General features: G+C 72.5%; 26 protein-coding genes and 2 tRNA genes. 11 read left to right on the top strand and 17 right to left on the bottom strand.

Going from position 1 to position 23671, the window contains the following annotated elements:
- Positions 1-119: 119 nt before the first annotated feature.
- Positions 120-311, top strand: coding sequence for a 50S ribosomal protein L28 (rpmB, locus tag ACMCNO_RS28740; protein ID WP_026207002.1), 192 nt, complete (start codon positions 120-122; stop codon positions 309-311).
- Positions 312-389: 78 nt separating this feature from the next.
- Here the strand turns inward: rpmB and ACMCNO_RS28745 are convergent, their stop codons facing one another.
- Positions 390-848: a GNAT family N-acetyltransferase gene (locus tag ACMCNO_RS28745; RefSeq protein WP_412752566.1), complete on the bottom strand. Its 459-nt coding sequence runs from the start codon at positions 846-848 to the stop codon at positions 390-392.
- A 19-nt stretch (positions 849-867) separates the two neighbouring features.
- Positions 868-1806: a thiamine-phosphate kinase gene (locus tag ACMCNO_RS28750; protein WP_412752567.1), complete on the bottom strand. Its 939-nt coding sequence runs from the start codon at positions 1804-1806 to the stop codon at positions 868-870.
- A 97-nt stretch (positions 1807-1903) separates the two neighbouring features.
- Here ACMCNO_RS28750 and ACMCNO_RS28755 point away from each other — a divergent pair, with 97 nt between their 5' ends.
- Both ACMCNO_RS28755 and ACMCNO_RS28760 read left to right on the top strand, forming a co-directional pair.
- Positions 1904-2137 carry an Lrp/AsnC ligand binding domain-containing protein gene (locus ACMCNO_RS28755; protein WP_412752568.1) on the top strand — a complete coding sequence of 78 codons (234 nt, stop codon included), beginning with the start codon at positions 1904-1906 and terminating at the stop codon, positions 2135-2137.
- Between the two features lie 2 nt (positions 2138-2139).
- Positions 2140-2787, top strand: a complete 648-nt coding sequence (locus ACMCNO_RS28760; protein ID WP_412752569.1) for a DUF3515 family protein — start codon at positions 2140-2142, stop codon at positions 2785-2787.
- Positions 2788-2792: 5 nt separating this feature from the next.
- Here ACMCNO_RS28760 and ACMCNO_RS28765 read toward each other — a convergent pair whose 3' ends face one another.
- From ACMCNO_RS28765 to ACMCNO_RS28785, 5 genes are all read right to left on the bottom strand, one after another.
- On the bottom strand, positions 2793-3890 hold the full coding sequence (locus ACMCNO_RS28765; RefSeq protein WP_412752570.1) for a D-alanine--D-alanine ligase family protein: 1098 nt from the start codon (positions 3888-3890) through the stop codon (positions 2793-2795).
- Positions 3891-4072: 182 nt separating this feature from the next.
- Positions 4073-4465, bottom strand: coding sequence for a hypothetical protein (locus ACMCNO_RS28770; RefSeq protein WP_412752571.1), 393 nt, complete (start codon positions 4463-4465; stop codon positions 4073-4075).
- A 143-nt stretch (positions 4466-4608) separates the two neighbouring features.
- Positions 4609-5709: a cystathionine gamma-lyase gene (locus tag ACMCNO_RS28775; RefSeq protein WP_412752572.1), complete on the bottom strand. Its 1101-nt coding sequence runs from the start codon at positions 5707-5709 to the stop codon at positions 4609-4611.
- Complete coding sequence (locus ACMCNO_RS28780) at positions 5706-6698, bottom strand: NAD(P)H-dependent glycerol-3-phosphate dehydrogenase (RefSeq protein WP_412752573.1); 993 nt, start codon at positions 6696-6698, stop codon at positions 5706-5708. Before ACMCNO_RS28780 ends, ACMCNO_RS28775 begins: the two co-directional genes overlap by 4 nt.
- Positions 6695-7435 carry a lysophospholipid acyltransferase family protein gene (locus ACMCNO_RS28785; RefSeq protein ID WP_412752574.1) on the bottom strand — a complete coding sequence of 247 codons (741 nt, stop codon included), beginning with the start codon at positions 7433-7435 and terminating at the stop codon, positions 6695-6697. Before ACMCNO_RS28785 ends, ACMCNO_RS28780 begins: the two co-directional genes overlap by 4 nt.
- Before the next feature lie 126 nt (positions 7436-7561).
- On the opposite strand from ACMCNO_RS28785, the gene ACMCNO_RS28790 reads away from it, so the two are divergent.
- The 4 genes from ACMCNO_RS28790 to ACMCNO_RS28805 all read left to right on the top strand — a co-directional run bounded on the left by ACMCNO_RS28790 (position 7562) and on the right by ACMCNO_RS28805 (position 11853).
- Positions 7562-8332: an NTP transferase domain-containing protein gene (locus tag ACMCNO_RS28790; RefSeq protein ID WP_412752575.1), complete on the top strand. Its 771-nt coding sequence runs from the start codon at positions 7562-7564 to the stop codon at positions 8330-8332.
- A 10-nt stretch (positions 8333-8342) separates the two neighbouring features.
- Positions 8343-8540, top strand: coding sequence for a cold-shock protein (locus tag ACMCNO_RS28795; RefSeq protein ID WP_412752576.1), 198 nt, complete (start codon positions 8343-8345; stop codon positions 8538-8540).
- A 318-nt stretch (positions 8541-8858) separates the two neighbouring features.
- Positions 8859-10970, top strand: a complete 2112-nt coding sequence (locus tag ACMCNO_RS28800; RefSeq protein WP_412753840.1) for an RNA degradosome polyphosphate kinase — start codon at positions 8859-8861, stop codon at positions 10968-10970.
- A 1-nt stretch (position 10971) separates the two neighbouring features.
- A complete protein-coding gene (locus tag ACMCNO_RS28805; RefSeq protein ID WP_412752577.1) occupies positions 10972-11853 on the top strand; it encodes an NUDIX hydrolase in 882 nt (293 codons plus the stop codon).
- Here the strand turns inward: ACMCNO_RS28805 and ACMCNO_RS28810 are convergent.
- The 4 genes from ACMCNO_RS28810 to leuC form a co-directional block, all read right to left on the bottom strand.
- Positions 11810-12268 (bottom strand): hypothetical protein, encoded by a 459-nt coding sequence (locus ACMCNO_RS28810; protein WP_412752578.1) that lies wholly within the window; start codon positions 12266-12268, stop codon positions 11810-11812. The genes ACMCNO_RS28805 and ACMCNO_RS28810 overlap by 44 nt on opposite strands.
- Before the next feature lie 105 nt (positions 12269-12373).
- Entirely contained in the window at positions 12374-13075 is a 702-nt protein-coding gene (locus ACMCNO_RS28815) for an HU family DNA-binding protein (RefSeq protein WP_412752579.1), read from the bottom strand.
- Positions 13076-13252: 177 nt separating this feature from the next.
- Positions 13253-13840, bottom strand: a complete 588-nt coding sequence (leuD, locus tag ACMCNO_RS28820) for a 3-isopropylmalate dehydratase small subunit (protein WP_412752580.1) — start codon at positions 13838-13840, stop codon at positions 13253-13255.
- A 16-nt stretch (positions 13841-13856) separates the two neighbouring features.
- Entirely contained in the window at positions 13857-15299 is a 1443-nt protein-coding gene (gene leuC, locus ACMCNO_RS28825) for a 3-isopropylmalate dehydratase large subunit (RefSeq protein WP_412752581.1), read from the bottom strand.
- Between the two features lie 49 nt (positions 15300-15348).
- On the opposite strand from leuC, the gene ACMCNO_RS28830 reads away from it, so the two are divergent.
- Positions 15349-16035, top strand: a complete 687-nt coding sequence (locus ACMCNO_RS28830; RefSeq protein WP_130508838.1) for an IclR family transcriptional regulator — start codon at positions 15349-15351, stop codon at positions 16033-16035.
- A 149-nt stretch (positions 16036-16184) separates the two neighbouring features.
- On the opposite strand, the gene ACMCNO_RS28835 is transcribed toward ACMCNO_RS28830, so the two are convergent.
- The 3 genes from ACMCNO_RS28835 to ACMCNO_RS28845 form a co-directional block, all read right to left on the bottom strand.
- A tRNA-Glu gene (locus ACMCNO_RS28835) sits at positions 16185-16257 on the bottom strand.
- 85 nt (positions 16258-16342) lie between these two features.
- A tRNA-Gln gene (locus tag ACMCNO_RS28840) sits at positions 16343-16414 on the bottom strand.
- A 99-nt stretch (positions 16415-16513) separates the two neighbouring features.
- Positions 16514-17317, bottom strand: a complete 804-nt coding sequence (locus ACMCNO_RS28845; protein WP_412752582.1) for a fumarylacetoacetate hydrolase family protein — start codon at positions 17315-17317, stop codon at positions 16514-16516.
- Positions 17318-17440: 123 nt separating this feature from the next.
- Between ACMCNO_RS28845 and ACMCNO_RS28850 the strand changes: the two genes are divergently transcribed.
- Positions 17441-18439 carry a 3-methyladenine DNA glycosylase gene (locus tag ACMCNO_RS28850; RefSeq protein WP_412752583.1) on the top strand — a complete coding sequence of 333 codons (999 nt, stop codon included), beginning with the start codon at positions 17441-17443 and terminating at the stop codon, positions 18437-18439.
- A gap of 19 nt (positions 18440-18458) precedes the next feature.
- Here the strand turns inward: ACMCNO_RS28850 and ACMCNO_RS28855 are convergent, their stop codons facing one another.
- Both ACMCNO_RS28855 and arfB read right to left on the bottom strand, forming a co-directional pair.
- The gene (locus ACMCNO_RS28855; protein ID WP_412752584.1) at positions 18459-19058 is read right to left on the bottom strand and encodes a hypothetical protein; all 600 of its coding nucleotides are present in this window, start codon (positions 19056-19058) and stop codon (positions 18459-18461) included.
- A 219-nt stretch (positions 19059-19277) separates the two neighbouring features.
- Complete coding sequence (gene arfB, locus ACMCNO_RS28860) at positions 19278-19703, bottom strand: alternative ribosome rescue aminoacyl-tRNA hydrolase ArfB (RefSeq protein ID WP_412752585.1); 426 nt, start codon at positions 19701-19703, stop codon at positions 19278-19280.
- A gap of 162 nt (positions 19704-19865) precedes the next feature.
- On the opposite strand from arfB, the gene ACMCNO_RS28865 reads away from it, so the two are divergent.
- Positions 19866-21179 (top strand): M16 family metallopeptidase, encoded by a 1314-nt coding sequence (locus tag ACMCNO_RS28865; protein WP_412752586.1) that lies wholly within the window; start codon positions 19866-19868, stop codon positions 21177-21179.
- A complete protein-coding gene (locus ACMCNO_RS28870) occupies positions 21176-22522 on the top strand; it encodes a M16 family metallopeptidase (protein ID WP_412752587.1) in 1347 nt (448 codons plus the stop codon). The genes ACMCNO_RS28865 and ACMCNO_RS28870 overlap by 4 nt, the downstream gene beginning before the upstream one ends.
- 132 nt (positions 22523-22654) lie before the next feature.
- On the opposite strand, the gene ACMCNO_RS28875 is transcribed toward ACMCNO_RS28870, so the two are convergent.
- Positions 22655-23647 carry a phosphotransferase family protein gene (locus tag ACMCNO_RS28875; RefSeq protein WP_412753841.1) on the bottom strand — a complete coding sequence of 331 codons (993 nt, stop codon included), beginning with the start codon at positions 23645-23647 and terminating at the stop codon, positions 22655-22657.
- Between the last annotated feature and the right edge of the window lie 24 nt (positions 23648-23671).

The raw sequence follows: 23671 nt of genomic DNA on the forward strand, positions 1-23671 counted from the left end.
CCGCGCGCCCGGGGGCGATTGGCTGCCCGGCGCGACCATCGGGTAACCTGACCAGGTTGCCCGCGCGCTGAGCGCCGGGCACCTCCGACGGCTCAGCGAATCAATCCCAGGAGTATCCCGTGGCTAGCGTGTGCGACGTCTGTGGCAAGGGACCGGGCTTCGGCCACAACGTGTCCCACTCGCACCGGCGGACCAACCGCCGCTGGAACCCCAACATCCAGTCGGTGCGCACCCCGGCCGGTGGCGGCACGACCAAGAAGCTGAAGGTCTGCACGTCCTGCATCAAGGCCGGCAAGGTCGTCCGCGCCTGACGCGGGCCACCACCCAGACTGCCGTTCTGCCGTAGCCGCCGGGTCGGTTGACCCGGCGGCTATCTGCGTTGTCCGGATTCACAACGTACGGGCGTACGACAGCACTCCCTCGTGGCCCTTGTAGTAGCCGAAGTCCTCGATCCGCTCGTACCCCGCGGAGGTGTACAGCGCGATCGCCTCCGGCTGGCGGTCCCCGGTCTCCAGGATCATCCGCTTGCGCCCGTCGGCCCGCGCCGACTCCTCCACCTCCGCCAGCAGCCGCCGGGCCACCCCGCGTCCCCGCACCGACGGCGCCGTGTACATGCGTTTGAGTTCCGCGTCGTCGTCGTGCCCGCGCCAGCCCGCACACCCCACCAGCGCATCACCCAGGTACGCGCCGAAGAACGCCCCCGACGGCGGCTCGAAGTCGTCCTCGGCGATCGGGGTGTCGTCGCCGGTCCCGCCGTACCGTTGTGCCAGGTCCCCCAGCGCGTCCTTGACCAGCCGCTGCACCTCGGGTGCCGTGAACCGGGCCCGCCGGATCTCGATCTCACTCACGGGGGACAACCCTAAGCCGTCAGCGGAAGTGGTCCCACCCGGTGCCGCCCTGCCACGGCTTGCGGTCCACGGTCACCCCGGTGCCCTCGTGCACGCCGCCGATCACCCGCCACTGCGGCGGCAACGTCACCCCCGGCGGGAACGTCGCGGCCAGCGCGTGGTCGTCGCCGCCACCCAGCACCCACTGGAACGGGTCGACGCCCAGCGCGATCGCCGCGTCGCGCATCGCGTCCGGGATCTCGAACGCGTCCGTGTGCAGGTCGATGCCGACGACGCTGGCGGCGGACACGTGCCCCAGGTCCTGGAGCAGGCCGTCCGAGACGTCGATCATCGAGGTGGCGCCCAGCGTCGCCGCGGCCGCACCGGCCTCGTACGGCACCTCGGGCCGCCGGTACGCCTCGACCAGCAGTTTCGGGGTACGGAAGCCGCGCGACAGCACGGTGTACCCGCCCGCGGCGTACCCCGTCCGGCCCGCGAGGGCCACCACGTCGCCCGGCTGGGCCCCGCTGCGCAGCACCGGGGCGTGCCCGCCCAGGTCGCCGAGCGCGGTGACCGCGACCGTCAGCGTGGGGCTGGCGGACATGTCCCCGCCGACCACCCCGGCGCCGACCTTGGCGGCCTCGGCGGACAGCCCGGTGGCCAGGTCCTCGGCCCACGAGACGTCCAGGTCGACCGGTGCGCACAGCGCCACCAGCAGCGCCGTCGGGGTGGCTCCCATGGCGGCGATGTCGGCCAGGTTGGCGGCGGCGGCCCGATGACCGACGTCGGTGGCGCTCGACCAGTCCCGCCGGAAATGCCGGCCCTCCACGAGGACGTCCGTGCTCGCCACGACGCGGCCGTCCGGCGCGGCCACCACCGCGGCGTCGTCGCCCGGGCCGAGCAGGCTCGCCGTACCGAAATCGAGCCGCGCGACGATCCGGGCGATCAGCCCGAACTCCCCCGCCTCCGCGATGCTCACGTCGTCATTCCCCTTCCTTGCGGTGGCATTCCGCTTTCCGGTCGCTCCGTGCTGTAGTTTCACGTTCGGGTCGCCAGCGGCGGAGAGGAGTCGGATCGTGGTCCAGGCATACATCCTCATCCAGACGGAGGTCGGAAAGGCCCGTGACGTGGCCGCAGCGATCGACAAAATCGCCGGAGTGGTCCGGGTCGACGCGGTCACCGGCCCGTACGACGTGGTGGTGCTGTCCGAGGCACACAACGTCGACGAGCTGGGGCAGCTCATTGTGAGCAAGGTCCAGTACGTCCCGGGCATCACGCGGACCCTGACCTGCTCCGTGGTAAATCTCTGACCATGCTCGACCTGGAAACCCGCGAGGAACCGGCAGCGCCGGACCGGACCACGCGCACCGCCGCCCTGTGGGCCACGGTGGTCGCGATACCGGTCGCCGTACTCGTGGGGTTTCTGGTCTTCACGCAGGTCCTGCGCCCCGACGAGCCCGCGGCCGCACCCACCGCGGCCGGGCCGAGCGCGGCCAGGACACCGGCCACCGTGCCCGACACCCCGGTGCCGATGGCCGCGCCGCGGCTGTCCGGGCGGACGGCACAGGTGTGCCAGGCGGTCACCTCACGGCTGCCCGAGACTGTGCGCGACCTGCCGGCCCGGGCGGTGAGCGCGGGACCGCGGCAGAACGCCGCCTGGGGCGAACCGCCGATCACCCTGGCCTGCGGGGTCCCGCAGCCCGCGATGTGCGCGACGGTGGACGGCGGGGCCGGTTGCGTGCCGCTCGACACCGAACTGCTGAACATGAACGGGGTCTGCTGGTACGCGCGTCAGGATCCCGCCGGGCCCGTCTTCACGACCATGGACCGGGACGTGCCGGTCCAGGTCACCGTGCCCGCGGGGTATGCGCAGGCCGCCCAATGGGCCAACGAGTTCTCCGACCCGGTCGCCGCCCAGGACCGGTCGCGGACGGCGGGCGTGCCCTCCGGCTGCGTCTGAACGGATCAGTGCAGGCCGGTGCCGCGCCGCAGGGCGGTGCGGATCAGCCGGTCCACCAGCTTCGGGTACTCCAGCCCGGTGGCCGCCCACATCAGCGGGAACATCGAGGTCGGGGTGAATCCCGGCATCGTGTTGATCTCGTTGAGGTAGATCTGGTGGTCGGCCGTGACGAAGAAGTCGACCCGGCCCAGCCCGGCGCAGTCCAGCGCGGTGAAGGTGCGGCAGGCGTACTCCTGCACCTTGCGGCTCACCTCCAGCGGCAGGTCCGCCGGGATGTCGTACGAGGAGGACCCGTCGAGGTACTTCGCCTCGAAGTCGTAGAACTCGTGGTCGCTGACGTGGATCTCGGCCAGCAGGGACGCCTCCGGGGCGCCGCCGGCCTCTCCTTCCAGCACCCCGCACTCGATCTCGCGGCCCACGACGGCGGCCTCGACCAGCACCTTGGGGTCGATCTGCCGGGCCGCCGCGACCGCCGCGTCCAACTCCGCCCAGTCGCTGACCTTGGTGATGCCGTGCGACGAACCCGCCCGGGACGGCTTGACGAAGACGGGCAGGCCGAGGCGCTCCTTGTCCGCCTCGGACAGGGAGGCACCGGCGCGCAGCACCGCGTACGGGCCGACCGGGATGCCCTCGGCGGCCGCGAGCTTCTTGGTGAACTCCTTGTCCATGGCCGCGGCGGAGGCGAAGACGTTGGCACCCACGTACGGGATGCCGGCCATCTCCAGCAGGCCCTGGATCGTGCCGTCCTCGCCGTACGCGCCGTGCAGCACCGGGAAGACGACGTCGACGTCCGCGAGCGCGGTGGCTCCGGCGGCCGGGTCGAGCACCAGCATGCCGTTCGCGGTGGGGTCGGTGGGCAGCACGACCGCGGTACCGGCCGCCGCGGTGATCTCCGGCAGCCGCCGGTCCGCGATGGCCAGCGGGGCCGGGTCGGCGCTGGCCAGCACCCAGCGGCCGGCGCGGGTGATGCCGACCGGCACGACCTCGTACTCGTCCGGGGAGAGGGCGGACAGGATGCTGCCGGCGCTGACGCAGGAGATGCCGTGCTCGGTGCTGCGCCCGCCGAACACGAGCGCCACACGGGTCTTGCGAGGGGTCGACACTGAAGGGCTCCTCATCCCGAGGTCGGCATGCCGGAGGAGACCCTACTCTGCGTAGGCCATTTATCCGATCCCGCCAGCAGGAACACGACGAATAGGACGCACCGTCGATCAGACCAATACGTCGTGTAGTCGGGCGAGGCCGGGAGAGCGAGCTTGCAGACCCTCAACAGGTTCGCCGCAGGTCAGGACGGGGCGGCGGTGAAGGACTGAGGGAGCACGCCCTCGTCCCAGAGCCGGTCGAGGTGCGTCAGGAAGCCGACCACGCTGCCCTCCAGCTCCCGCCGCTGGGCGGCCGACAGCACGGCCAGCGGGTCGGAGACCACGATCCCTGCGGGATGCGCCGCACGGGTGCCGACGAAGCGGTGGCAGGCCGAGCACCACACGTAGCTCACCAGGGTGGGCCGCCGCGCCTGCGGCGGGGCATTCAGGTACGCCCGCACAGCGCGCCGACCGCAGGCGGGACAGTCCCGCTCCCTGGGCTCCGCGAGGAAGCTCGTGCCCCGGGTCAGTGCCGCGACCTGGTCTCCGGTGAAGCTTCCCCACTGCGGCGCCGCTTGATCCACCTGCGCTGTCATGCGGTCACCGTAGCGGTGCGCGCCGCACCATGTCCGGCCGACGCCACCCCCGCACCAGGCCGGGCTCGCGGCCCGCCGAACTCGGTCGGACCGGACTCTCCAGCGGCCGTCCTCGGGCGCCGGGCCGAACCTGCGGGTCGGACTCAGCCGGCGTCGAGGGCGGCGGTCAGGTCGGCGATCAGGTCGGCGGTGTCCTCGATGCCGCAGGACAGGCGCACGAAGCCGGGCGTGGTGTCGTCACCCCACTGGGCGCGCCGGTCCGCGGAGGTGTGCACCCCGCCGAACGACGTCGCGGCGAACACCAGCCGGGACGCCGTGAGCAACCGCGCCACCCGCGCCGCGCTGCCCAGGTCGAACGAGACCACCCCCGGGATCCGGCGCATCTGCGCGCGGGCCAGCGCGTACGAAGGATCGCCCGGCAGCCCCGGCCAGCGCAGACCGGTGACGTCCGTACGGTCCGCCAGCAGCCGGGCCACGGCGTCCGCGTTCGCGCTCTGCCGGGCCAGCCGCAGGTCCAGGGTCGCGAGGGACCGGTGGGCCAGCCAGGCGTCGAAGGCGCCCGGGATGCCACCGGTCTGCGAGCGCCACGTGGTCATCCGGGCCAGCAGATCCTCGTCCGCGGTGGCGACATAGCCGAGCAGCACATCGGAGTGACCGGTCAGCGCCTTCGTGCCGGACGCGACGACCACGTCGGCGGCGAGGTCCAGCGGCCGCTGGCCGAGCGGCGTGGCGGTGGTGTTGTCCACGGCCACCAGCGCGCCCGCGGCATGCGCGGCGGCGGCCACGGCCCGGATGTCACAGACGTCCAGGCCGGGATTGGCGGGCGTCTCCAGCAGCACGAGCCGGACCCCGTCGAACGCCGGGTACGGCCCGGCCGTGGGCACCAGAAGGGTACGGACCCCCAGGTCGCGCAGGGTGCCCTCGGCGAACGCGCGCACCGTGAAGTACCCGTCCGACGGCAGCGCGACCGTGTCGCCCGCCCGCACCGTGGCCAGCAGCAGCCCGGTGATCGCGGCCTGCCCGCTGGCGAAGGCCAGTGCCGCGCCGCCCTCCAGCTCCCCGATCGCCGCCTCGAGGGCGCGCCGGGTCGGGTTGTCCGGGCGGCCGTACCCGTCCCGGGCCGGCCCCGTCTCCGGGTCCAGGTGGTACGGCGCGGCGAACACCGGCCCCGGCAGGAACGGCTGGCCGGGCTCCGGCGCCGGCAACCCGGCGTGCACGGCGCGGGTGCCGTCGCCGTACGTCATTCGGGCTTCATCTCCCGGCCCATCAGCAGCTTCACCGCGACCCGGGGATCCACCCCCTCATGGCAGACGCGCTCCACCTGTTCGGTGATCGGCATCTCGACGCCGTGGGCGCGCGCCAGATCCCGCACGGCCAGGCAGCTCTTGACGCCCTCGGCGGTCTGCCTGGTCGAGGCCTGCGCCGCCTCCAGCGACTCACCGCGACCCAGGTGCTCGCCGAAGGTCCGGTTGCGCGACAGCGGCGACGAGCACGTGGCCACCAGGTCACCCAGCCCGGCCAGCCCGGCGAAGGTCAGCGGGTCGGCGCCCAGCGCGACCCCCAGCCGGGCCGTCTCGGCCAGCCCCCGCGTGATCAGCGACGCCCGGGTGTTGTCGCCCAGGCCCATCGCGGTGGCCATGCCGTACGCCAGGGCGATGACGTTCTTCACCGCGCCGCCCAGCTCACACCCGATCACGTCGTCGCTGGTGTACGGCCGCAGGTACGGCAGCGCGATGGCCTGCTGGACCTGCTTGGCCCGGCCCTCGTCGGTGCAGGCGACGACCGTGGCGGCGGGCTGTTCCCCGGCGATCTCGGGGGCGAGGTTGGGTCCGGAGACGACCGCGACGCGGCCCGGGTCGACCTGGGCGGTCTCCACGATCACCTCGCTCATCCGCTTGGTCGTGCCCAGCTCGATGCCCTTCATCAGGGAGATGAGCGTGGCCTCGCCCGGGATGTGCGGTGCCCAGTCGGCCAGGTTGGCGCGCAGGGTCTGCGAGGGCACCGCGATGAACACCATGCCCGCCCCGGCCACCGCCTCGGGCAGGTCGTGGGTGGCGGTGACCCGCTCGGGCAGCTTGACCCCGGGCAGCGAACCCTCGTTGACGCCCCGCTCGCGGATGGCCTGGGCCACCGCTTCGCGCCGCGCCCAGATCGTCACGTCCGCGCCCGCCTCGGCGAGCACCTTCGCGAACGCCGTACCCCAGGCGCCCGATCCCAGGACCGTGGCCTTCATTCCGTACCTCCGTCAGGGGTGTCGGTGAGCGCGGTGCGCCGGGCGCCCGGCTGGTACAGCGGCGGCGGCGTGGCACCGCGCAGTTCGCCCAGCAGGTCGCGGATGTTCAGCATGATGGCCTCGGTCATCTGCTCCAGCACCGTACGGCTCGGCGCCTCGCCCTGCCAGCGACTCAGGTCGACCGGCTTGCCCGCGGTGACCCGTACCGGGATGCGCGGGCGTACGGAGAACTTCTTGGTGCGCGGGTCGAACACCCGCTGCGCGCCGTCGAGCGCCACGGGGATGACGGGCACGCCGGTGAGCAGCGCCAGCCGCGCGGCGCCGGTCTTGCCGCGCATCGGCCACAGGTCGGGCTCGCGGGTGGTGGTGCCCTCGGGGTAGATGACCACGATGCCGCCGGCGCGCAGCGCGGCGACGAGCGTGTCGAGCGACCGGACCGCCTCCACACTGCCGCGCTCGACCGGGATCTGCTCGACCTTGTTGAGCAGGAAGCCGACCCCGGGGACCTTCCAGATGCTGGCCTTGCCGAGGAACTGCGGCCAGCGGCCGGATCCGAAGATGAAGTGGGCGAGCACCAGCGGGTCGAAGTGGGAGAGGTGGTTCGACACGATGATCGCGCCGCCGGTCGGGGGCAGGTTGTCCATCCCGGTCCAGGTGCGCTTCGTCCAGACCTTCATCGGCGGCAGGGCCAGCCCCACGGCGACCCATTGCCAGAATCCGAGCTTGCGCTGCGCCACGGCGCGCCTCCCTGCCTCCGCGGCGCACGCCCGCCGCCGCCCACACCCCTGGGACGAAATCATGCCTGTTCCCGGGGCTGGGAGCCAGGCAGGGGTAGGCCACCGCGTCGCTGGCAGGATGGGACCGTGGCGACGACGGGCTGGGTGGCGGTGATCCCCGTGAAGCGGCTGGGTACGGCGAAGAGCCGGCTGCGCGGCGCCGTGGCCCCGGCGCGCCACGCGGAACTCGCGCTGGCGATGCTGCGCGACACCGTGGCCGCGGTGCTCGCCACCCCGGCGGTGCTGGAGCTGCTGGTGGTGACGGATGACCCGGATGCGGCCGCCGCGGTGGCCGAACTGGGTGCCCGGGCGGTGCCGGACCGTCCCGCAGCGGGCCTGAACGCCGCTCTGCGCCACGGCGCGGACACCGTCGCGGGCCTGTCCCACCCGCGCGCGGTACTGGCCGGCGACCTCCCCGCGCTGCGCCCGGAGGAACTGGCGTCCGCGTTGTCCGCCGCCGCCGGGACCCGGCCGCCACCGGTCGGGCAGGCGGTGCCGCGCGGCTGCGGCGACGGACCGGCACCGCCCCACCCGCCGGGCAGCGGCCGGGCGGTGCCGCACGCCCGGGGCCACGAGCGGGCGTTCGTCGCGGACGCGGCGGGCACCGGAACGGTCCTGCTGGCCGCGCCGCCCGGGGTGCCGCTCGGGCCGCGCTTCGGCCCGGGCTCGGCGGGTGAGCATGCGGCGTCGGGGGCGCGGCTGCTGGCGGGCGACTGGCCCGGGCTGCGCCGCGACGTCGACACCCCGGCGGATCTGCGGGCGGTGCTGGCGCTGGGCGCGGGCGCGTACACCTGCGGGCTGTTGCGGTCGCTCGGGCAGACCGAGGACTGCGCGGGATCCGGCGCGCCGGCCCGGTAGCGTAACGGGTATGCAGGGCACGGTGGCGACGTTCGATCCGCAGACGCACACGGGCACGTTGCTGCTCGACGACGGTACGGAACTGCCGTTCCCGGCGGAGGCGTTCGCGCGCTCCGGGTTGCGGCTGCTGCGCCTCGGCCAGCGGCTGTCGGTGCAACGTGACGGCGCGGGTGTCGTGACGGGTGTCCAGTTGCCGGGAATCGACTGAGCCGACATGCCGGTGTTCATTCCCCGTTAACCACGATCGGGCAATGATGGAGCAATGAACACCCCGCCCGTCGGCCCTAACACGATCGTGCCCGAATCGGCCCGGGCGACCGCTTCCGGTACCGGGCAGGCCGGGGCCGAGGGTGCCCCGCAACGCGGCCCTGACGGGCGGTTCCTGCCCCGCCCGACGGCCGTGGAGTCGCACGGCGGCGCGGGCCCTGCCGCCACGCCTCGCCGCTCGCCGCCCAGCCCGCGCACCCCGGAGCCCGCCGCACCGGCTCCACCGACCACCGCCGCCACCGGACAGACGGAGCCCCTCATGACCACCGCGCCGCCGACCGAACCGGACGAGGTCACCGAGGACCCGCTGCCGGAGGACCGGTTCCTCAACCGCGAGCTGTCCTGGCTCGACTTCAACGCGCGCGTCCTGGCGCTGGCCGAGGATCCCGGCACGCCCCTGCTGGAACGCGCCAAGTTCCTGGCCATCTTCGCCAGCAACCTGGACGAGTTCTTCATGGTCCGGGTGGCCGGCCTGAAACGCCGTCTCAAGGCGGGGCTGCCCAAGCGCGGCGGTGACCGGGTCTCGCTCCGCTTCCAGCTGGAGATGATCAATGAGCGGGCCGCCGACCTGGTGACCCGCCACGCGGCCTGTTTCGGCGAGGAGGTCCGGCCCAAGCTGTCCGGCGAGGGCATCGAGCTGGTCGGCTGGGAGGAGCTGGATGCGCCGGAGCGCGAGCGGCTGCACACGTTCTTCCGGGAGCAGGTGTTCCCGGTCCTCACGCCGCTGGCGGTGGATCCGGCGCACCCGTTCCCGTACATCTCCAGCCGGTCGCTGAATCTGGCCGTGGCGCTGCGCGACCCGGCCGACGCCAGCTCCGAGCTGTTCGCCCGGGTCAAGGTGCCCAACAACGTGGCGCGCTTCGTCACGGTCCAGAACGACAGCCGGGGCGTGCGGTTCCTGCCGGTCGAGGAGCTGATCGCGGTCCACCTCGACCAGCTCTTCCCCGGCATGCAGATCCTGGAATGGCACCTGTTCCGGGTCACCCGCAACGCCGAGCTGGAGGTCGACGAGGACCGCGACGAGGACCTGCTGCAGGCGCTGGAACGCGAGCTGGCGCAGCGCCGGTTCGGCCCGCCGGTACGGCTGGAGGTGGCCGCGTCCATCAGCGACCACGTGCTCGACCTGCTGACCCGCGAGCTGGAGATGGAGAGCGAGGACGTGCTGCGGGTGCCCGGCCTGCTGGATCTGTCCGCGCTGTGGCAGGTGTTCAACGAGTGCGACCGCGACGACCTGAAGGACCGCTCGTTCGTCCCGGCCACCCATCCGCAGCTGGCCGACGGCGAGGTGCCGCGCAGCGTCTTCAACCGGCTGCGTGAGTGCGACATCCTGGTGCACCACCCGTACCACTCGTTCTCGACCAGCGTGCAGCGCTTCATCGAGCAGGCCGCGGCCGACCCGCACGTGCTGGCCATCAAGCAGACGCTGTACCGCACCAGTGGCGATTCGCCGATCGTCGACGCGCTGGTCGACGCGGCCGAGGCGGGCAAGCAGGTGGTGGTGCTGGTCGAGGTCAAGGCGCGCTTCGACGAGGTCGCCAACATCGGCTGGGCGCGCACCCTGGAGAAGGCGGGCTGCCACGTCGTGTACGGCCTGGTCGGGCTCAAGACGCACTGCAAGACCTCGCTGGTGGTGCGCCAGGAGGGCAACCAGTTGCGCCGGTACTGCCACATCGGCACGGGCAACTACCACCCCAAGACCGCGCGACTGTACGAGGATTTCGGCATGCTCACCGCCGATCCCGAGGTCGGCGCGGACGTCACAGATCTGTTCAACGTGCTCACCGGCTACAGCCGCCAGACCACGTACCGGCGGCTGCTGGTGGCCCCGCACAGCGTACGCGCGGGCCTGATCGAGCGGATCGACGAGCAGGCCCGGATCGCCCGCGCGGGCGGCGACGCCCTGGTGCAGTTCAAGGTGAACTCGCTCGTGGACGAGGAGACCATCGACGCGCTGTACCGGGCGTCGCAGGCGGGCGTACGGATCGATCTGGTGATCCGGGGCATGTGCGCGCTGCGGCCGGGGATCCCGGGGCTGTCCGACAACATCCGGGTGCGCTCGATCGTCGGGCGCTTCCTGGAGCACTCGCGGGTGTTCCGGTTCGGCGCGGGCGACGACACGGAGTACTGGATCGGCTCGGCCGACCTGATGCACCGCAACCTGGACCGCCGGGTCGAGGCGCTGGTCCGGGTGACCCTGCCGTCGGCCCAGCAGGACCTGCGCAACGTCCTGGAGATGGCGATGGGCGACGACAGCGAGTGCTGGGAGCTCACCGGCGACGGCACCTGGCACCGGCGGGCCTCGACCCCCAGCGAGCCGCACATCCACCTGCAGGAGGCGCTGCTGCGGCGGGCCACCGGGAAGGCCGGCTGACGTGCCCCCGCCGGTCCGGGCCGCCGGCGGGATCCTGTGGCGGCGCATCCGCGACGAGACGCAGATCTGTGTGGTGCACCGCCCGGCCCACGACGACTGGAGCCTGCCGAAGGGCAAACTGCACGGCGGGGAGCACACCCTGGCCTGCGCCGTACGGGAGGTGTTCGAGGAGACCGGGGTGCGCGGCCGCCCACAGCTGCGGCTGCCCGAGGTGTCCTACGTTTTGCCGGACGGCGTACCGAAGACCGTGGACTTCTGGCTGATGCGCGCGGGCGACGGACCGGCCGGGCGTCCGGCGGATCCGGCCGAGGTGGACCGGGTCGACTGGCTGACCCCGCAGGCCGCGATGGCGCGGCTGTCCTACGGCGTCGACGTGCGGCTCGTCGAGCACGCCGTGGGCCTGCCGCCGGTGACCGCGGTGGTGGCGCTGATCCGCCACGGGCGGGCCGGGCAGCGGGCGGCGTGGCCCGGTCCCGACGGGCTGCGCCCGCTGGATCCGGCCGGGCTACGGCAGGCCGCGGTGTTGGCCGAGGTGCTGGCCCTGGTCGAGCCGCGCCGCCTGGTCACCGCGCCGCCGGTGCGCTGCGTGCAGACGGTGCAGCCGCTGGCGGACCGGCTGGGCCTGCCCCTGGAGCGGGACGAGACGATGGCCGAACCACCGGATCCGGCGGAGGCGCCGCAACGGGCGAAGGACGCCGCGGCCCGCCTGGCGCTGCTGCGGATGGACGCGACGGCCGTGGTGTGCACGCAGGGCAAGCTGATCGCGCCGCTGGTGGCCCTGCTGGACGACGCGGCCGATCCGGTGCCCTACAAGACGCCCAAGGGCAGCGGGTGGGTGCTCACGTGGTCGGGCGAGCGCCTGATCGGTCTGACGAGGCTCTGATTCCGGTACGGCCGCCCGCGCCGCGCCGCATCGCGGGCAGCGAGTCGGCGCGCCAGTACCCGACGAGGTCGCCGGTGAGCCAGCGGGCCCGCCACAGCTCGTCGGCGCGCGGTTCCCAGTCGCGGTACGGCAGCAGCGCCGCCCGCCACGACAGCACGCTGGCCAGATACCACCCGAGCAGCGGCACGATGCCGACCACCGCGTCGCGCCGACGGTACGACGTGTACGGCGCGAGGGCGTACACCGCGATGCCGGACCAGGCGCAGGTGATCAGCCAGTCGAGTACGCCCCAGCCGGTCCAGCCCTCGGTCAGGCTGCCGAGCGTCCACCCGGGCACGACAGCGGCGGCGAAGATGCCCGCGGCGAGCGCCGAACGGCTCACCAGCCCGCGGGGCCGCGACGGTCTGCGCTTCATGCCCGGACGGTAGGTGCCGGGGCGTGGGCGGCGCGCGAACACACGAAAGGCGTCCACCGTACGGGTGGACGCCTTTCGGTTGGCGGCGGGCGGACCCGCCGCCGCTCAGCTCTTGCGGGCGCGGGCCGTGGTGGCCTTGGCCGCGCTGGTGGTGCGTGCCGTCGCGGAGGCGGTCTTCTTCGCGGTGGTCTTCTTGGCCGCCGCCGTCTTGGTGGTGCGGGCCGCCGTCTTGGTGGCGGCGGTCTTGCGGGCGGTGGTGGCCTTGGCCGTGGTCTTCTTGGCCGCCGCGGTCCGCGCCGTCTTGGCCGGTGCCGTCTTGCGGGCGGTGGTGGCCTTGGCCGTGGTCTTCTTGGCCGCCGCGGTCCGCGCCGTCTTGGCCGGTGCCGTCTTGCTGGCGGCGGTCTTGCGGGCCGTGGTGGCCTTGGCGGTGGTCTTCTTGGCCGCCGCGGTCTTGGCGGTCCTGGTGGCGGTTGCCTTGGCCGGGGCGGCCTTCGCGGTGGTCTTCTTCGCGGCGGCGGCGGCCTTGGCCACCTTGCCGCTGGCGACCATGTCGCGGAAACCGGTGCCCGGCTTGAAGGCCGGCACGGACGTCTTCTTCACCTTCACCGGTTCACCGGTGCGCGGATTGCGCGCGGTACGGGCATTGCGGACCCGTTTCTCGAAGACGCCGAACCCGGTAATGGCTACTCGGTCGCCCTTGGTGACGGCATTCTGTACCTCACTGATGACCGCATCCAGCGCCGCCGTCGCCGACTTCCGGTCCCCCAGTCGGGCGGCGAGCGCCTCGATGAGCTCGGCCTTGTTCACGGTTTCCCCTCCCGAACATGAGAACTGGCCCGATGCGAGCCATTCTGCGCGCACGCTATGCCCTTTGACCAGCAGACACAAACATCTGCATGAAAAAACGCCTTGTGTCGCAACGATTTCGCCCCCACCGGGGAGCCGGTGGGGGCGAAAAGGACGGCTGGGCCTAGGGAATGGGGCTCAGGCGACGACGGGCTTGAAAGCCGGGCGGGCCTTCTCGAACGCCGTAATCGTGTCCGAGTGGCGCAGGGTCAGTCCGATGTCGTCGAGGCCCTCCATCAGCCGCCAGCGGCTGAAATCGTCGATCGGGAAGGACCAGGCGGCGTCGTCCACGCGCACCTGCCGGGCGCCGAGGTCGACCGTGATCTGCTTGGCCGGCTCGCTTTCGGCCAGATCCCAGAGGGCCTCGACCGCCTTGAGCTCCAGTTGCACCGGCAGCAGGCCCTCCTTGAGGGCGTTGCCGCGGAAGATGTCGCCGAAGCGGGGGGCGATGACCACCTTGAAACCCCAGTCGCGCAGCGCCCAGACGGCGTGCTGCCGGGACGAGCCGGTGCCGAAGTTGGGGCCGGCGACGAGGATGGTGGCCCCGGTGTGGGCGGGGTTGTTGAGCACGAAGGCCGGGTCGTCGCGCCACGCCCCGAACAGCCCGTCCTCGAAGCCGGTACGGGTCACCCGCTTCAGGTAGACGGCTGGGATGATCTGATCCGTGTCCACATCGGAACGGCGCAACGGCAGGACCGTACCGGTGTGGGTGGTGAACTTGTCCATGATCGAGTCCCTCGGGTCACAGGTCGGACGGGGCGGCCAGCCGGCCCACCACGGCGGTGGCGGCGGCGACCTGCGGCGAGACCAGGTGGGTGCGGCCACCCTTGCCCTGCCGGCCCTCGAAGTTGCGGTTGGAGGTGGAGGCGGCGCGCTGGCCGGGGTCGAGGGTGTCCGGGTTCATGCCCAGGCACATGGAGCAGCCGGCGAAGCGCCATTCGGCTCCGGCGTCGAGGAAGACCTTGTCCAGCCCCTCCTGCTCGGCGGCCTCGCGGACGGCGTACGAACCGGGCACGATCATCATCCGGACCCCCTCGTGCACCTGGTGCCCGCGCAGCACGTCGGCGGCGGCCCGCAGGTCCTCGATCCGGCCGTTGGTGCAGGAGCCGACGAAGACGACGTCGACCGGGACGTCCTTGAGCGGGGTGCCGGGCCGCAGGTCCATGTATTCCAGGGCGCGGCGGGCGGCGTTGCGCTCCACCTCGTCCACGAAGTCCTCCGGGTCCGGGACGAGACCGTCGAGCGCGGTGCCCTGGCCGGGGTTGGTGCCCCAGGTGACGAACGGGTGGATCGCCGCCGCGTCGAGGATCACCTCGGTGTCGTACTGTGCGCCCTCGTCGGACGGCAGCGTCCGCCAGTACTCCACCGCGGCGTCCCAGTCGGCGTCCTGCGGCGCGTGCGCACGCCCCTTCAGGTACGCGAACGTGGTCTCGTCGGGGGCGATCATGCCGGCCTTGGCACCCCACTCGATCGACATGTTGCAGATGGTCATCCGGCCCTCCATGGAGAGCTTGCGGATGGCCTCGCCGCGGTACTCGACGATGTGGCCGTTGCCGCCGCCGGTGCCCACCTGGGCGATCAGCGCCAGGATCAGGTCCTTGGCGGTGACGCCGGGGTGCAGGTCGCCGACGACCGTGACGGCCATGGTCTTCGGCTTGGCCTGCGGCAGGGTCTGGGTGGCCAGCACGTGCTCGACCTCGCTGGTGCCGATGCCGAACGCCAGCGCGCCGAACGCGCCGTGGGTGGCGGTGTGCGAGTCGCCGCAGACGATCGTCATGCCAGGCTGGGTGAGGCCGAGCTGCGGGCCGATGACGTGCACAATGCCCTGTTCCGCGTTGCCGAGCGGGCGGATCTCGACGCCGAACTCCGCACAGTTGCGGCGCAGCGTCTCGATCTGGGTCCGCGAGGTCGTGTCGGCGATGGTGAACAGTTCGCCGCGCCGGGTGTTGAACGACGGGTCGGCGTACCCCGTCGGGGTGTTGTGGTCTTCGGTTGCGAGCGTGAGGTCGGTGCGCCGCACGGGGCGCCCGGCCAGACGCAGGCCGTCGAACGCCTGCGGACTGGTCACTTCGTGCAGCAGGTGCAGGTCGATGTAGAGCAGATCGGGCTCACCCTCGGCTGCGCGCACGACGTGGTCGTCCCAGACCTTCTCGGCCAGGGTCCTCGGCTGAGTGACTCCCACCATCTGGACATCCTAAATTCTGGGAGGTAAGTTTCGGCTTGTGGGACACAGTATGAGCGGTGTCGGCGTTCTCGACAAGGCGGTCGTCATCCTTGCCGCCTGCGTCGACGGCGCCAGCCTGGCTGAACTCGTCGACCGGACCAAGCTGCCCCGGGCCACCGCGCACCGGTTGGCACAGGCGCTGGAGATCCATCGGATGCTGGTCCGGGACACCCAGGGCCGGTGGCGGCCCGGGCCCCGGCTCGGGGAGCTGGCCAACGCCGCGCCCGACGTGCTGCTGACCGCGGCCGAGCCGCTGCTGGCCGCGCTACGGGACGCCACCGGCGAAAGCGCCCAGCTGTACCTGCGCCGCGCCGACGAACGCATCTGCGTGGCCGCCGCCGAACGCGCCAGCGGTCTGCGCGACACCGTGCCGGTCGGCTCGGTGCTGCCCATGACCGCCGGGTCGGCGGCCCAGATCCTGCTGGCCTGGGAGCCACCGGAGGCGGTCATGCCGTTGCTGCCGCGGTGCAAGTTCACCGGCCGCACCCTCGCCGAGGTACGCCGCCGCGGGTGGGCCCAGAGCGTTGCCGAACGCGAGCCCGGAGTGGCGAGTGTGTCCGCCCCGATCCGGGACCGCACCGGCCGGGTCATCGCGGGCATCTCCATCAGCGGCCCGATCGAGCGCCTGGGCCGCCGCCCCGGCGAGCGGCACGCGATGGCGGTCGTCCGCGCCGGACAGCGCCTGTCCGGCCTCTGAGCTGGATTCCCTGAGCGGAGCCGACGGGGTGTCACGCAGGGACGGGTCGAGACCAGGTAGCCACCCCGCCAGTCTGCGCCGCCAACCCGTGGCTACCGGGGAAAGAACGCGGCCCGCGCCACCGATGGTGGCGCGGGCCGTTGCGCTTGTAGCCCCGAAGGGATTCGAACCCTCGCTACCGCCTTGAGAGGGCGGCGTCCTAGGCCGCTAGACGACGGGGCCAGGACTTGCTTCCGCTCCTGCTCGGAACGGCGGGCCGAACTCTATCAGAAGTCCAGCACCACCGGCCTCGCGAGAGACGGTCGCGCTGGGGTACCAGGACTCGAACCTAGACTAACTGAACCAGAATCAGTCGGGCTGCCAATTACCCCATACCCCATTGGTGCGGCTTGCCGCACCGGGTCAGAACTCTACCTGAGGCCATGATGCCCGCCAAATCCGGATCCCGTCCCGCGAATCATCGCAGGCCGGAGACCGTTCAGGTCAGCGCGACCACCGGGTTGGACAGCTCGCCGACACCCTGCACCCGCACGGCGACGGTGTCACCGGCCAGGATCTCGCTCACCCCGGCCGGGGTCCCGGTCAGGATCACGTCGCCCGGCAGCAGCGTCATGACGTGCGACACGTACGACACCAGGGTGGGCACGTCGAAGACCATGTCCCTGGTCCGGCCGATCTGGCGTACCTCCATCTCCTCGGGGTTACGCCCGACCTCGCAGCGGATCTCCAGATCGCTCACGTCCAGGTCGGTGACGATCCACGGGCCCAGCGGGCAGAACGAGTCGAAGCCCTTCGCCCGTGTCCACTGCGGGTCGGTGCGTTGCAGGTCGCGCGCGGTGACGTCGTTGCCGCAGGTGTAGCCGAAGATCGCCTTCTCGGCTCCGGCCCGGTCCACCCGCCGGGCGCCGGTCGCTCCGATCACCACCGCCAGCTCGGCCTCGTGCTCCACCCGCTGTGACTGCGGCGGCAGCCGGATCGCGTCGTTCGGGCCGATCACCGAGGTGGACGGCTTGATGAAGATCAGCGGTTCCTTGGGCACCTCCGCACCGTGCTCGGCGGCGTGCTCGGCGTAGTTGCGCCCCACCCCGATGACCTTGCTGGAGAAGATCGGCGCCAGCAGCCGGACGTCTCCCAGCGCCCACCGCTGCCCCGTGAAGCGCACCGCCTCGAATGGCAGGCTGTCGATCTCGGCGACGGTCAGGCCCGCGTAACCGGCACCGGCCTCACCCTCCACGACGCCGAACGACACCCCACCGGCATGAACAAAACGAGCGAAGCGCACAGAGAGAACCCCAATCTGATCAGCGGGTACGCCTTGCAGTGAATCTACGCCGGGACCGGTGCGTGGCCGGGTTCGCACCCGACGGTGATCGTGTGGTCTCGACAGCCTCGATACGCTGGTGCGATGGGGACGCAGGAGGGCGGGACCCTCCACGAGGGGACCCTGCACGACACTGCGCCGCGCGACGCGGCGCTGACGGAGCGCGCATTGACCACCACCTTGCCCTCGGTCACCTGGATTCCGCTGGCCCGCGCCCACGCCGAGCGGGCCGACTCGATGACCGCGGGTCACCGCGCCCGTAAGTCCCGTGGCGAGAAGCACGCCATCGAGGACTTCCTGTACGACTACTACGGCACCCGCCCCGCGACGCTGCGCCGCTGGCATCCCGGAGTCGGTGCCGGGCTGTCCCCCGCCCCGGACGGGCTCGCCGAGCACGCCGGCCTGAAGTGGTACCGGACGTATCCCGACGGTGTGGTCACCTTGGACGTCCCGGCGTACCTGTCCGCCCGCGGTGAGAGCGTGCGCTACATCCACGGGCTGCTCACCGCGACGGCCAGCCGCCCGGTCTTCTCCGGCTGCTTCGGCCTGCACGAGTGGGCGATGGTCTACCGCCAGCCCGAGCACCGGCACCCGCTGCCGCTGCGGCTGGGCCAGGCCGGTACGGACGCGGTCGTCGAGCAGCACCCCATCCGCTGCACCCACTTCGACGCGTTCCGGTTCTTCACCCCCGAGGCGGTGGGACTCAACCGGTTGCAGCCCACCCGGGCCACCCAGGTCGACCTCGACCAGCCCGGGTGCCTGCATGCCGCGATGGACGTCCACAAGTGGGCGGGCAAGCTGGGGCCCGCGGTGCCCGGCGCCCTGGCGCTGGACTGCTTCGCCCTGGCCGCCGACATCCGCCTGCTCGACATGCAGGCGTCGCCGTACGACCTCAGCTCGTACGGTCAGCCGCCCGTCAAGATCGAGACCCCGGAGGGCAAGGCCGAGTACGTGGCCCGCCAGCGTGAGTTCGCGCGCCGGGCCGCCGCCCTGCGGGCCCGGCTGATCCGCGTCTGTGAGGAACTGCTCGGCCCCGGCCTCGCCGAGGAGAACCGCGCGGCGGTCGCCCCGCACAACCTCTGACGGGTCACCCCGGACGCGATCAGGGGGTGTAGACCTCGTCGGCCTTAGTGATCTCGCCGGCGGTCACGTCGAAGACGAACAGGTGACGGGTGCTCTCGAGCGACTTGCGGAACGTGGCGAGGTCGGCGTCGGCGAGGTGCATCTCGGGGGTCATGTCCACCACGCGCAGCTTCGCGCCCGCCTTGACCGGGAGGGTCCGCAGCCTGCTGCTGTTGTTGCGGTAGTAGTAGCCGACGCACCAGTCGTTGGCCGTCTCCGTCACGCCGTCCTGTTTGCAGGCGGCGGCCGCCTTCTTGCCCTCGAACCAGTCGACAAGGTCGAACGTGATCGTGTGCTGCGCGGGATCGGCGGCCTTGATGAAGGCGTGCTGGGTGCCGCTGAGCGTCGCCGTCGGGGCACCGGCCGACGGCGATGCGCCGGTGGAGCCGCTGGTGGAGGCGGGTCCCGGCGCACCGGCCGGGGAACCGTTCGCGGCGGAGGCGGTCACCGGCGGGGCGGTGGTCGGGTCGGCCGCGCCGACCCCTGCCGTGGCCGCCGGCCCGGCCGCACCACCGCCGGCGTGTCCACACGCGGCCAGCGGAGCAAGCAGCACGGTAATGAGAACGATGCGCCGGAGCACGGTGGCCTCCATGACTCGTCGGATGTCGCGGCTTACCCCGTGGCGGCACGTGGCCCCCACTGCGACAGCACCATGATGCTGCGCGCCCGCAACGGCGACGGCCAGGCCGCACCGGGGTGGCACGAAGCCAGGAGGGACTATTGTCGGGCGCCGGGCCGCAGCCCGGCCGCCGGGCGTTCGACCCGAACCCGCATCCGCCGAACGGGCCGGCGCCGTGCGTCAGTCGTGATCGCCGCGTCTGCCCCGCTTGACCTGGCTACGGCGCTTCTTGTCGGCGATCCGCCGCTCCACCGCACCCCGCGACGGCTTGGTGGCCCGGCGCGCCCGCGCCGGGGGCGCGATCGCTCCGGCCACCAGCCCGGCGAGCCGCGCCGCGGCGGCCTCCCGGTTGCGCAGCTGGGAACGGTGTTCGGAGGCGGTGACCGTGAGCACGCCGTTGACGAGCCGGCCGCCCAGCCGCTCGGCGGCGCGCTCACGCAGGGCGGCCGGAAGCATCTCGGAACCGGCCAGGTCCCACGACAACTCCACCCGGGAGTCGGTCGTGTTCACGCCCTGGCCGCCCGGGCCGCTCGATCGCGAGAAACGCCAGGACAGCTCGACGGCCGGGATCGTCAGTCGGTCGTTCACCCGTACGTCGTCCGGCACGCGATCAGCATTCCATCCGGCGGCCTCACCCCGCCACGCAGTTGTGGATCATCCGTTGACGCACCGGTCCGTGAAGCGGTCGAATCGGCCGAGGGGCGACGTGGCCGCCCAGTGATGGAGATACTGGACGCCGGCGGGGTTCCCCGCGCACAAGGAGGTTGCGTGTCTGCACAGCCAACACCGGTCACCACGACCGGCTACCCGTGGCCCATCGAATCCACGCGCCTGGCCAACGGGCTACGCGTCGTCGTCAGCGAGGATCGCAGCGCCCCGGTGGTCTGCGTCAATCTCTGGTACGACGTCGGCTCACGGCACGAGCCACCCGGACAGACCGGCTTCGCGCACCTCTTCGAACACCTGATGTTCGAGGGTTCGCTGCACGTGGCGAAGACCGAGCACATGCGCCTGGTGCAGGGCTCGGGCGGGTCGCTGAACGCCACCACGAACCCGGACCGCACCAACTACTTCGAGACCCTGCCGGCGGAACACCTGGAACTGGCGCTGTGGCTGGAAGCCGACCGGATGGGCGGCCTGGTGCCCGCGCTGACCCAGGAGACGCTGGACAACCAGCGCGAGGTGGTCAAGAACGAGCGGCGCCAGCGTTACGAGAACGTCCCGTACGGGGACGCGTGGCTGCGCCTGCTGCCGCTGCTGTACCCGGCGGGGCACCCGTACCATCACGCGACGATCGGGTCGATGGAGGATCTGAACGCGGCCGCGCTGGAGGTGTTCCAGGCGTTCCACCAGCGCCACTACGCCCCGAACAACGCGGTGCTGACGGTCGTCGGCGACGCCGCACCGGACGAGGTGTTCGCGCTGGCGGACCAGTACTTCGGGGCGCTGTCCCCCGTCTCGGACATCCCGGCCGCGCCCAGCGGGCACCTGAGCGGTCCCGCCACGGATCCGGCCCGGGACACGGTCTCCACGGACGTCCCGGCGCCGCGGATCTACCTCGCCCACCGCACCCATCCCTTCGGCTCGGCCGGGTACGACACCGTGACCGTGCTCGCGGCCGTCCTGGGCAGTGGGCGCGGCAGCCGGCTGTACCAGCGCCTGGCGGACGGTGCCCGGATCGCTCAGCCCGACTACGTCGGCGCGTACGGGGTGGACCTGGCGCACGCCCCCGCGCCGCTGATCATCACGGCCACGGCCAAGGACGGGGTGAGCCCGCAGACGCTGGAGGAGGGCCTGACGGAGGTGGTGGACAGCCTCGCCACCGAGCCGGTCACGGACGCGGAACTGGACCGGGCGAAGGCGCTGCTGACGACAGCGTGGTGGCGTCAGCTGTCCACGGTGGGTGGACGCGCCGACACCCTCGGCCGGTACACCACCCAGTTCGGTGATCCGGCGGCGGCCGGGTACCGGCTGCCCGCCTGGCAGGCCGTCACCGCCGGGGACATCGCCGACGTGGCCGCGCAGGTGCTGCGCCCCGAGTCCCGCGTCACCCTGACCTACCTGCCGAAGGAGACATCATGACCCTCGTCGCCGATCGGCCCGGGGCCGGGCGCGTCCGCCCGTACACGTTCCCGGCGATCACCCGCCGCCAGATCGCCGGCGGCCTGGTCGTCGCCGCGCACCTGCCCGGCCAGTCACTGGCCACGGCGGCGCTGCTGATCGACGCGGGCGCGGCCCGGGAGGCCGCCGGGCGGGAAGGCACGGCCACCGTGCTGGCCAAGTGCCTGGAGGAAGGCACCACGACGCGGGATTCCGCGGCGTACGCGCTGGCGCTGGAGGGACTCGGCGCCGAGCTGTCCACATCGGTCGACTGGGACACGTTCCAGGCGAGCGTCTCGGTGCCGGCGGGTGTGCTGCTGCCGGCGGTGGAGCTGCTGGCCGAGGCCACCCGTACCCCGAGGTTGGATCCGGCCGATGTGACCCGGGTGCGTGACGACGAGGTCAGCGCGCTGCGGATGGAATGGGCGCAGCCTGGCCCGCGCGCGGACGCGGCCCTGCGCGCCGACCTGTTCGGCGCCGCCGAGCGGTACGGCCGCCCGCCGCACGGCGATCCGGCCTCGGTCGCGGCCGTGACGGTCGAGGACGTGACCGGTTTCCACGCCCAGTCGCTGCGCCGCCCCGGGGTGTTGCTGGTGGCCGGTGACCTCGAGGTGCTCGACCTGGACGCGCTGGCGGCGGCCGCCTTCGCGGGCACCGCGGGCGGACCGGCCGACGAGGGCGGCGTGCTGGGGGTTTCGCTGCGGGCCAGCCGCCGGGTGGTGCTGGTGGACCGGCCCGGCAGCGTGCAGTCGACGCTGCGGCTGGGGCATCGCGCGCCACACCGGGCGCATCCGGATTACGTCCCGATGACGCTGGCGGCGACCGTGCTGGGCGGCGCGTTCACCTCGCGCCTGAACCACCTGATCCGGGAGGTCAAGGGCTACACGTACGGGATCCGCGGCGACTTCGCACTGACCAAGCGGTTCGGCCGGTTCGGGGTGAGCGCGGCGGTGCAGACCGCGGTGACCGTGCCGGCGCTGGCGGACACGGTCGGCGAGATCTCCCTGATGCGCCAGGGCGGGGTGACCGAAGACGAGCTGGCGGTGGCGCGGACCTGGCGGGCCGGGCAGCTCACGGTGGAGATGCAGACGCCGGGGGCGATCGCGTCGGCACTGGCCACCCTCGTGATCCACGGGCTGCCGGACGACTATCACGCGACGCTGCGCACCCAGTTGCTGGAGGCGACGGTCGAGCAGGTGTCGGCGGCGGCGTCGGCGCACCTGAATCCGGAGGGGATGACCCTGGTCGTGGAGGGGGACGCGGCGGTGATCCGCGACGAGCTGGCGGCGGCCCAGCTCGGCGAGATCGTCGACGCGGAGGTCTGACCCGACCGGGCACTGACCGCAGCAGGACCGGACCGCAGCAGGACAGGACCGCAGCAGGACCGGACCGCAGCAGGGCCGGACCGAAATGGAGGCCGGGCCCCGGGAGCATGCCCCGGGGCCCGGGACGTCGGCCTACGTCGCGGCGACATCGACGGCGGCGAGCGCCTTGGTGATGTTCACCTCGGCCAGGTCCAGCATCCATCGGCGGTCCGGGAAGTCGGTGTCCGCGATGCGCAGCGGCCCTTCGATCAGGGACAGCACCTGCGCGTACCGGTAGAGCTCCAGCCGGTGCGGATCGAGCTCGACCGGGCGCAGCTTCGGGTACGCCGAGCCGAAGCGCAGCTGCAGGAAGGCGTGGTCCCATTCGATGTCGAAGTAGGTCAGGCCCTCGAAGTCGATCATGACGGGCTCGCCGGCGGGCGTGACCAGCACATGGTCCGGGCCGAGTTCGCCGTGCACCAGACCGTATGCCGCGCGGGCCGGGACGGCACTGCGGAGCTGACGGATGTGCGTGGTGATCCGCTGGTGCGCGTCGGCCAGCCTGGGGTCGCGGGTCGCCACCGCGTCGAGATGCAGGAGTGCCCGGTCGACGACGATGTCTTCGGCGCGGCGGGCCTGCGGCGCCTCGTTCCGGGTGAGGGCGGCGAGCCTTCCGTGGCCGGGGCCGAGCGTGGTGTGCATCCGGCGCAGCGCGTCACCGAGCGTGGACAGCGGCGCGGCAGCCTCGGCGGGGTCGCGGGCCATCAGCGCCTCCAGCGTCAGCCCGCCCGCGTCCTCGACCATCGCGAGGTCGGCGCCGAGGAACCGGCCGTCACGGTCCAGCAGCATCAGCCGCGGGACCCGCACGCCGGCGGCGGTGAGCGCCGCGTGGTTCACGGCGAACAGTTCCGCGCCCGAGGCGCCGGTGAACGGGTCGTCCGGCACCGTCACCGACGCCGGCCAGTAGTTCTCCGCGGGCGCCCAGACGTACAGCACGACGGATGTCGCGTCATCCAGCGTCAGCCGGTAGACGCCCTTCCTGGTGCCGCCGGTCAGCCGGTCGAGGGCGACGGGGTGCCGGTCCGCGCCGAACACCTCCGCCGCCAGGTGCCGCACGTCGTCCGGCCGCAGGAACACCCGCATCATGACCACCTCTCGGATCTTGGGAAC

This window comes from Krasilnikovia sp. M28-CT-15, assembly GCF_047159595.1.
Classification (GTDB): Bacteria; Actinomycetota; Actinomycetes; order Mycobacteriales; family Micromonosporaceae; genus Actinoplanes.

Bases quoted from the DNA above. Each gene is read 5' to 3' on its own strand.
- ACMCNO_RS28760 (WP_412752569.1), top strand. From the start codon at position 2,140: ATGCTCGACCTGGAAACCCGCGAGGAACCGGCAGCGCCGGACCGGACC.
- ACMCNO_RS28770 (WP_412752571.1), bottom strand. From the start codon at position 4,465: ATGACAGCGCAGGTGGATCAAGCGGCGCCGCAGTGGGGAAGCTTCACC.
- ACMCNO_RS28775 (WP_412752572.1), bottom strand. From the start codon at position 5,709: ATGACGTACGGCGACGGCACCCGCGCCGTGCACGCCGGGTTGCCGGCG.
- ACMCNO_RS28780 (WP_412752573.1), bottom strand. From the start codon at position 6,698: ATGAAGGCCACGGTCCTGGGATCGGGCGCCTGGGGTACGGCGTTCGCG.
- ACMCNO_RS28795 (WP_412752576.1), top strand. From the start codon at position 8,343: ATGCAGGGCACGGTGGCGACGTTCGATCCGCAGACGCACACGGGCACG.
- ACMCNO_RS28800 (WP_412753840.1), top strand. From the start codon at position 8,859: ATGACCACCGCGCCGCCGACCGAACCGGACGAGGTCACCGAGGACCCG.
- ACMCNO_RS28810 (WP_412752578.1), bottom strand. From the start codon at position 12,268: ATGAAGCGCAGACCGTCGCGGCCCCGCGGGCTGGTGAGCCGTTCGGCG.
- leuD (WP_412752580.1), bottom strand. From the start codon at position 13,840: ATGGACAAGTTCACCACCCACACCGGTACGGTCCTGCCGTTGCGCCGT.
- leuC (WP_412752581.1), bottom strand. From the start codon at position 15,299: ATGGTGGGAGTCACTCAGCCGAGGACCCTGGCCGAGAAGGTCTGGGAC.
- ACMCNO_RS28830 (WP_130508838.1), top strand. From the start codon at position 15,349: ATGAGCGGTGTCGGCGTTCTCGACAAGGCGGTCGTCATCCTTGCCGCC.
- ACMCNO_RS28850 (WP_412752583.1), top strand. From the start codon at position 17,441: ATGGGGACGCAGGAGGGCGGGACCCTCCACGAGGGGACCCTGCACGAC.
- ACMCNO_RS28870 (WP_412752587.1), top strand. From the start codon at position 21,176: ATGACCCTCGTCGCCGATCGGCCCGGGGCCGGGCGCGTCCGCCCGTAC.
- ACMCNO_RS28875 (WP_412753841.1), bottom strand. From the start codon at position 23,647: ATGATGCGGGTGTTCCTGCGGCCGGACGACGTGCGGCACCTGGCGGCG.